This is a genomic window from Natrononativus sp. DTA114, from assembly GCF_059736515.1.
In genome coordinates, this window is the sequence record NZ_JCASSN010000001.1 from 1528366 (window position 1) to 1535547 (window position 7182).

General features: G+C 65.6%; 9 protein-coding genes and 1 pseudogene. 6 read left to right on the forward strand and 4 right to left on the reverse strand.

All coding sequences use genetic code 11. From position 1 onward, the window contains the following. Window positions 1–21: 21 nt before the first annotated feature. The 5 genes and pseudogenes from AC6I6S_RS07910 (at window position 22) to AC6I6S_RS07930 (ending at window position 2879) form a co-directional block, all read left to right on the forward strand. Window positions 22–432: pseudogene (locus AC6I6S_RS07910) on the forward strand (VOC family protein). Window positions 433–486: 54 nt separating this feature from the next. Continuing rightward, window positions 487–1677 (forward strand): cation:proton antiporter, encoded by a 1191-nt coding sequence (locus AC6I6S_RS07915; RefSeq protein WP_497949256.1) that lies wholly within the window; start codon window positions 487–489, stop codon window positions 1675–1677. A gap of 105 nt (window positions 1678–1782) precedes the next feature. Then, the gene (locus AC6I6S_RS07920; RefSeq protein ID WP_497949258.1) at window positions 1783–2037 is read left to right on the forward strand and encodes a DUF8015 family protein; all 255 of its coding nucleotides are present in this window, start codon (window positions 1783–1785) and stop codon (window positions 2035–2037) included. Between the two features lie 101 nt (window positions 2038–2138). Further along, entirely contained in the window at window positions 2139–2558 is a 420-nt protein-coding gene (locus AC6I6S_RS07925) for an iron-sulfur cluster assembly scaffold protein (protein WP_497949259.1), read from the forward strand. Window positions 2559–2672: 114 nt separating this feature from the next. Then, window positions 2673–2879 (forward strand): hypothetical protein, encoded by a 207-nt coding sequence (locus AC6I6S_RS07930; protein WP_497949260.1) that lies wholly within the window; start codon window positions 2673–2675, stop codon window positions 2877–2879. An 85-nt stretch (window positions 2880–2964) separates the two neighbouring features. Here the strand turns inward: AC6I6S_RS07930 and hemL are convergent, their stop codons facing one another. Together hemL and AC6I6S_RS07940 are read right to left on the reverse strand one after the other, a co-directional pair. Further along, window positions 2965–4311: a glutamate-1-semialdehyde 2,1-aminomutase gene (hemL, locus tag AC6I6S_RS07935; RefSeq protein WP_497949262.1), complete on the reverse strand. Its 1347-nt coding sequence runs from the start codon at window positions 4309–4311 to the stop codon at window positions 2965–2967. 71 nt (window positions 4312–4382) lie between these two features. Next, window positions 4383–5174, reverse strand: a complete 792-nt coding sequence (locus AC6I6S_RS07940) for a DNA polymerase sliding clamp (RefSeq protein WP_497949263.1) — start codon at window positions 5172–5174, stop codon at window positions 4383–4385. Window positions 5175–5289: 115 nt separating this feature from the next. Between AC6I6S_RS07940 and AC6I6S_RS07945 the strand changes: the two genes are divergently transcribed. Then, entirely contained in the window at window positions 5290–5841 is a 552-nt protein-coding gene (locus tag AC6I6S_RS07945; RefSeq protein WP_497949265.1) for a DUF8102 family protein, read from the forward strand. Between the two features lie 16 nt (window positions 5842–5857). Here AC6I6S_RS07945 and prf1 read toward each other — a convergent pair whose 3' ends face one another. Both prf1 and AC6I6S_RS07955 read right to left on the reverse strand, forming a co-directional pair. Further along, window positions 5858–6931 (reverse strand): peptide chain release factor aRF-1, encoded by a 1074-nt coding sequence (gene prf1, locus AC6I6S_RS07950; RefSeq protein WP_497949266.1) that lies wholly within the window; start codon window positions 6929–6931, stop codon window positions 5858–5860. Window positions 6932–6999: 68 nt separating this feature from the next. Continuing rightward, window positions 7000–7182: hypothetical protein (locus tag AC6I6S_RS07955; RefSeq protein ID WP_497949267.1), on the reverse strand; the 183-nt coding region annotated here is incomplete at its 5' end.

The following is a 7182-nucleotide window of genomic DNA, read 5'->3' on the forward strand; positions in this document are numbered from 1 at the left end:
ACTCCGCGAAAGCCAACGAGTATGGGCTACGATCATGGTGACCCGGAACGCGCCGGACACCTCCATCACGTCGAGTTGTGTACCGCGGACCTCGAGGCGTCCGTCCCGTTCTGGAGGTGGCTACTGACCGAACTCGGCTACGAGCGGAAAGACGAGTGGGACGAGGGGCGTTCCTAGGGACGCGGAGCGACCTACATCGTGATGAAACGGGCCGACACCGACGGGCGCTTCGACCGGCGGTCGCCGGGGTTGAACCACCTCGCGTTTCACGCCGCATCCCGTCAACAGGTCGATGACCTGACCGCGGGCGTCCGTGAACGCGACGATGCCGCGGTTCTGTACGAGGAGCAGCATCCGTACGCCGGCGGCTACTACGCACTCTACTGTGAGACGCCGGAGGGAATCAAAGTCGAGGTCGTCGGCCCCGAATAACGGGAAACCGCCGCCCCACGGCTTTACCCTCCTCGTTGTGGAAGGGAGTGAGATATGGCCGACGTCCAGGTGTTTCTCACCGTCGGGGTCGCCCTGCTGGTGGCGCTCGCGCTCGGAGAAGGCGTCGAACGGGCCGGAGAACCGGCGATTCTTGGCGAGATTCTCGCGGGCGTGCTTCTCGGGACGGCCGTGCTGGGCGTCGTCGTCCTCGACGCCTCGTTCTCGTTGCTGGCCGCGATCGGGTCGATGCTGCTCCTGTTCGACGCCGGTTACGAAGAACTCGATACAGAAACGCTTCGTCGCGGCGGATTCGCTGTCGTTTCGATCGTGGCGTTCGGCGTCCTCCTCCCGTTCGCCACCGGCGTCGCGGTCGGCCTCGGATTCGGCTACGACGTCGCGGCCAGCGTCGTCCTCGGTATCACGATCGGCGTCACCTCGATTGGCGTCTCCGCCCGGACGTTCATCGACCTCGGGGCGCTCGAGCGCCCCGACGGCGCCCACGTCGTCGGCGCCGCCGTCGCCGCCGAGGTGCTCGGCCTGCTCGCGTTCTCGCTGTTGCTCGCGGGACTCGAGACGGGTGGCGATCCCGCCGCACTTGCCCGCGTCGTCGGCGCCGTCGTTCTCTTCTTTCTGGGCGCTTGGGCGTTTCGAACGGCGGCGATCGGCCCGATCGCCGACCTTCTCGCGCGGTCGCGCCAGCGCGGAGCCGACCTGATCGGGCTCATGGGGATCCTGTTCCTGTTCGGCTACGCGGCCGACGCCGTCGGACTCGACGTGGTCGTCGGCGGCTTGCTCGCGGGGTTGATCGTCAGCACCCAACCGCACTTCGAGAAGGGGAAGATTCGGGCGGGCGTCGGCGGTATCGCCTACGGGGTGTTCATCCCGCTGTTTTTCGTCAGCGTCGGCGCGCAGATGGATCCCGCCGCATTGTTCACGTTCGATCCGTTCGTCCTCGCCGTCGTCGCCACCGGCGTACTCCTCAAGATCGGCGGCAGCTATCTCGGCGCCCGGGTCGGCGGTCACTCGAGCCCCGAAGCCCTCGTCGTCGGTACCGGCATGCTCCCTCGAGCGGGGGTCGAACTCGTCGTGATCACGGGCGCGCTTGCCGCCGGCATCATCGACGAGCGGCTGTTTTCGGCCGTGCTCGCGCTCGTGCTCGTCTCCGTGTTCGCAACGCCGGTGGCGCTTCGGCGGGCACTCGAGGCCGCGACGAACGGCAGGACGGGGGTAAAAACGCCGCGATAGCCACCGTAGCCGGAGATCAGGTGCGGTTGCGAACGCAATCAGGCACCTGCGCCCCGGGAACTTATCAGTTCGACGGTGGTAGGTAAACACGCCGAGGTGAGAACGATGACTGAGTCACTGTTCGGATACTCGGACGACGATCCGGATCCGCTGGAGACGGTAGTCGAGGTTCTCACTGCGGCGACCCGGTATGACTTCGCGCTCGCGGTCATACCGATGGCGTTCGTGGTTGCGGTGGTCGCCGCGACCGCGTTGAACCTGACGGTGATCCAGGCGCTCGTGCCGGCCGCCGTCATCGGGATCATCGTGATCGTTGACGCGTGTTACCTGAATCCGCCGATCGAATCGGATTCGGAGTAGACACGCCGACCACCACACCGTTCGACGACCCGAAGGATGGACAGCGTACCCGCCGCGACGGTCGGAACCCTTTTCGGACGAGCGACCCTACGAGAGGCGTAATGGGACTCGGCTCCGATATGTACCGACAGCAGATCCTCGACCACTACAAGAATCCCCGCAACTACGGGGAACTCGAGGATCCAACGTTCAGCCACGTCGGCGAGAACCCGATGTGCGGCGACGAGATCCGCATGGACGTCCGCCTGGCCGAGGACGAGGAGACGATCGAGCAGGTGGCGTTTTCGGGCGACGGCTGTGCGATCAGCCAGGCCTCCGCCAGCCTGCTGTCGCTCGAACTCGAGGGCAAAACCGTCGACGAACTGCTCGAGATGGACCGCGACGATATTGTCGACATGCTCGGGGTGGACATCTCGCCGATGCGGATCAAGTGCGCGGTCCTCGGCGAGAAGGTCGCCCAGGACGGGGCAAAGATCTACCAGGGCGAACTCGAGAAGGACAAGACGACGACCGAGGACTGAGATCGGCAGAACGAGAGCGGTTCTTTCACGTCGCTTTCGATGGTTAGCGCGGTCAGTACAGGCGAAGCACGTATCGTGTAGTATAAGACCGTCGTTAGTATTGAAATATTTGTCATGAGCGAACCAGGAGGGGGCCTCGGCTCGGATTTGATTCTCGTCGTTGGGGTCGTACTCTTTGCTGCCATCCTGTTCTACGGGTTGATGAGCGGGGAAATACTACCCTCCCTTATCGTGGTCGGATTGTTGGTGATAATCAGAGCGCTGTATAAGATATTGGCCGCTCTCTCACGTATCGAGGCAGCACTCTCCAGCGGGCAGTGAGCAGCCATACAGAGCACAGTTGCTTTTCTGATCGCCCGAAGCGGTCTGTACAGCAGAACAGATCCGTGAGAGGGGTCTCGAGTCCCTACAGCGCCTCCTTGTACGCCTCGAGCGTTTCCTCGACGTCTTCTTCGGTGTGGCCGTAGCTGACGAACTGGGACTCGAACTGGTTCTGGCTGAGGAAGATTCCCTGCTCTTTCATCTGGCCCCAGAAGACGCGCCGCCAGCGCTCGGTTTCGGCGCGCTTGACGTCGGCCGCGTTCTTCGAGCAGTAGTCGTAGCGCGGGCAGTCCGGGTTCTGTACACAGCCGGCTTCACACTGGCCCTCGAGCCCGCCCCGTCCGGGACCTTCTCGCGTGAATATGACCTTGAACATGCTGTCCGTGCCGGCGACGGTGTAGCTGGGCGCCTGATCGGCGAGGATGTCCGTCAGCCCGGCCCGAAGCTGCTCGCCCAGCCCGTTGACGTGGTCGTAGACGTCGTTCTCGGCGGCGAATTTTAGGGTCTCGAGGCCCGCCGCCATCGTCACGGGGTGGCCGGAGAAGGTGCCGGCCTGGAAGACGTCGCCAGCGGGCGCGAGTCCGTCCATGATCTCCGCCCGGCCGCCGATGGCGCCGACGGGGAAGCCGCCGCCGACGATCTTGCCGAACGTGGTGAGGTCGGGAGTGACGCCGAACTCGCTTTGAGCGCAGCCGAGGCCGCCGACGCGGAAGCCGGTGATCACCTCGTCGAAGATCAACAGCGAGCCGTGCTCTGCGGTGATCTCCCGGAGGAACTCGTGGTAGCCGTCGACCGGGTGGACGATGCCGTAGTTCGCGAGGATCGGCTCGACGAGGACCCCCGCGATGTCGTTGCCGTGCTCGGCGAACGCCTCGCGCATCGCGGCCTCGTCGTTGAACGGAACCGGGATGGTGTGCTCGGCGAAGGACTGCGGGATGCCCGCCGAGGAAGGTGATCGGTTCTCGAGGTCGCCCTCGACGAGCGTCGACTCCTGGGCGCCGTGATACCCCCCCTGCATGACGACGATCTTGTTCCGACCGGTGTGGCCGCGAGCCAGCCGAACCGCCGAGACGGTGGCCTCGGTCCCCGAATTCACGAAGCGGATCTTCTCGACGCTGTCGACGTGGCGGGCGACGAACTCCGCGAGGTCGACTTCGACTTCGGTGGGCGTGCCGTACATCGGCCCCTCGCTCGCGGCCCGCTGGATCGCCGCAGTCACCCCCTCGGGCAGGTCGTGGCCCAGCAGCAGCGGCCCGAGTCCCATCACCCAGTCGACGTAGCGGTTGCCGTCGGCGTCGATGACGTGGCCGCCCTCTCCCTTCCGGACGAAGAACGGGTAGGGTTCGATCGCGGCCCGAACCGCGGAGTTGACCCCGCCCGGCATCACCGAGAGCGCCCGATCGTACAGCGCGCGTGATTGCTCGTCGTTCATGCCCGGAAGGTTGGAGATGGGGTGACAAAGGAGTACCGAGGTTCGGCGGCGAAGGGGTCGAGCGACGACCGTCAGGTCGACGCGATCCGCGGCGCCACCAGGTACTCGACGGCGCCCGCCCCCTCGGCGAACTCGCACTCGAGGGCCAGCGGCTGTTCGGTGCCGAGGCGAATGTCGAGTTCGCTGTCTCCGGAGAGCGCCCGGTCGATCGCGACGAGGTACTCGAGAGAGAACAACGAGTGCGCCGCCTCGGCCGTGAAATCGGGTAGCTCGGCCGCCGGTCGGGCGATCGAAACGCTGTCGGTGTCCCCCTCGGCTTCGGCGTAGAACGTCTCCGCCTCCTCGTCGATGCCGAGTGCGATGTGCGTCGAGACCATGTCCGCCGCGCCGACGGCTCGGCCGAACGAGTCGGCGTCGGTCACGACTGCCCCGGGGAGCTGCGGCTGATTCGAGCGGTCTAGCGGGGTACGAATCGAGTCGGGATCGAGCAGCGCCAGGGTGTACTCGAGGTCGTCGACGGAGATCTCGAGGAGCCGCCGTTCCTCGTCGAGGCGAAGCCGAATCAACTGATCGCGGTCGGCCATCCGGACCACGTCGCGAAAGCGCCCGAGATCGAGTCCGAGGTGACTCGAGGTCGCCTCGAACGCTTCGAACGCGGCGGTGTCGACGGTCAGTTCGACGCAGGCGACCGTCGCTGGATCGATCGCCGACAGTCTGATCCCCGTTTCGTCGACGTACAGATGACACTCCTCGACCAGGGCGTGGACGAACGTCACTGACGACCGCAGCGTTTCGGCTTCGAGTATCGCCTCGAACGCCGCTCCCGATTCTCCCGTCGCGTCGACAGTCGCTGACTCAGTCATATCCGTCCGGACCCTCAGTGACAGCGAGTATAACTGTTATCACTGTCACTAGATAGATAACCCGAATTGAGGTATCCATATATCTGTTTGTAGAGTAGATAACCCATATCAGAGTATGGATGAGAGATCACGCGGAATGCTGAGTCAGGCGGACCGTGACTACCTCCGCGGCGAGACGGAACTCGCCAGCGTCCAGTCGGAGCGAAACGCTCGCGCGCGGATCAGAGACCGGATCTACGAGGCGACGTTCGACTTCGAGGTGCTGGTCGAACACCTCGAGGAAACCGACCGAGAACTCGTCTTCGAGAAGCGATTCGGCGAGATCGACGGTACCGAGGCGTTCGACGCGCTCGTCTCCGCCATCGCCTTTCTCTACCTGGCGGCGGGGGACACCGACCTCGAGTTCGAGACCGTCCTGCGGGAGGGGATCAACCTCGCGGAGGCGACGAACGATCGGGCGGCGACGGTGGATCTCGAGGTGACCTACCAGTCGCTGAGCGGGGACCAGCTCCTGAAAAAACTCCGGCGCGGGGAGAACCTCTCGCTAACTGAGCTCGCGTACCTCCACGAGAGCGACGACGTTCGGGACGACGAACTGGCCCGGTACTTCACCGACAACGATGAAGTCGACGACGGCCGGATTCAGTCGAAGGTGACGAGTTTCTAATCGAGGCGTCGCCCGATCATCTCGTGGGGAACCGAAGCAGTGCACCGACCCCACCGAAGGCGTCAGTAAAGCGTGCGCCGCGTTCGGTCTCGGCCGAAACGACGACCACATCACCGCCCCACTGGGAGACCGCGGCTTCGAGTTCCCGTCGCCGCTCCGGTAACACGCTCGAGGCGACCAGCGCCGTCTCGACCGCGCCGAGTTCGATCGCCCGCTCTACGTCCTCGGAACCGTAGGCGACGGGGTCGTCCCCGCGGAGGCGCCCGAAGAACTCCTCGAGTCGCTCGCGCTGGACCCGCTGCTCGACGTCCAGGAGTGACTCGCTCGCGGCGTCGACGAGCTGGTCGAGCCCCCGTTCGGTGGCGTACTCGACGGGGTAGGTTCCGAGGAGGCGGTCCTCGAGGCGGTGGTCCAGATGGCCGCCGTCGGCAAATGCTTTCGCGGTGACGAGCGTGCCACCGACGGCGAGCCCCGCGACCGGGTCCGTGCCGACGAACGCCTCGTTCGCGACGGCGCCGACCTCGTCGAAGAACTCTCGTTGCTGGCGCTCGCGCTCGCGGGCGAACCGGGCGGCCGACTGGCCGCCGGCTCTCGATTTTCCCATCACCTGGCTCTCGAGGGTTCGGGTCGGAACGACCCGGTCGCCGACCAGTCTCCCGATCGCGGCCCGCCCTCGCTCGACGACGACGAGGCCGAACGTCTCGTCGGGGGCGACCGCCTCGTGGAGCGGCGTCAGATCGAACCGGTCGTCGCAGCGGTACGTCGATTCGGCCACTGGGGCGGGCAGGTCGTCGAAGACGGCGGAGACGAGTTCACCGTCGACGACGCCCGCGTAGACGACGAGTCCCGAGTCCGGGGTCGCCTCGTACCGGCGGAGCAGTCGCTGGCTGCGCTCGAGCGCCCGCTGGACGTGCTCTCGCGTCCGGTCGGTTTTGATGTTCCCCGCGCTCGCGTGTTCGCCGGCGATCCGCTCGCGGACGGCGCGGATCGATTTGCCGGGCGGGACGGTGAGCGTGACGAGTTCGGTCCCGTCGCCCTCGAGGGCGTCTAACTGGTCGATTCGGTCCTGGAGATCGTACGGATGTGACATGGCGTGCTGGTGGCTTGCAGGTAGTCGAGAGGCGGTACCCGTGAGGCCGCAGTCGGCCCCGGCACCAGCTATGAAAAGACGACGCGGCCGCTCGCGGACCCGATCGATCGACCGGCGTGCGGTTTCGAGCGGCGCATACCCCGAAGGAGATCCGCCTCGAGTAAAAGGGTTCCGCCGGGCAGGTCGGACGGGTTGTGGGCAGCCCGTCCGACGACGAAACGCCGCCGTTCCGTGGTGAGGCGCCGCAAAAC

Bases quoted from the DNA above. Each gene is read 5' to 3' on its own strand.
- AC6I6S_RS07920 (WP_497949258.1), top strand. From the start codon at position 1,783: ATGACTGAGTCACTGTTCGGATACTCGGACGACGATCCGGATCCGCTG.
- AC6I6S_RS07925 (WP_497949259.1), top strand. From the start codon at position 2,139: ATGGGACTCGGCTCCGATATGTACCGACAGCAGATCCTCGACCACTAC.
- AC6I6S_RS07945 (WP_497949265.1), top strand. From the start codon at position 5,290: ATGGATGAGAGATCACGCGGAATGCTGAGTCAGGCGGACCGTGACTAC.
- AC6I6S_RS07930 (WP_497949260.1), top strand. From the start codon at position 2,673: ATGAGCGAACCAGGAGGGGGCCTCGGCTCGGATTTGATTCTCGTCGTT.
- prf1 (WP_497949266.1), bottom strand. From the start codon at position 6,931: ATGTCACATCCGTACGATCTCCAGGACCGAATCGACCAGTTAGACGCC.
- hemL (WP_497949262.1), bottom strand. From the start codon at position 4,311: ATGAACGACGAGCAATCACGCGCGCTGTACGATCGGGCGCTCTCGGTG.
- AC6I6S_RS07915 (WP_497949256.1), top strand. From the start codon at position 487: ATGGCCGACGTCCAGGTGTTTCTCACCGTCGGGGTCGCCCTGCTGGTG.
- AC6I6S_RS07940 (WP_497949263.1), bottom strand. From the start codon at position 5,174: ATGACTGAGTCAGCGACTGTCGACGCGACGGGAGAATCGGGAGCGGCG.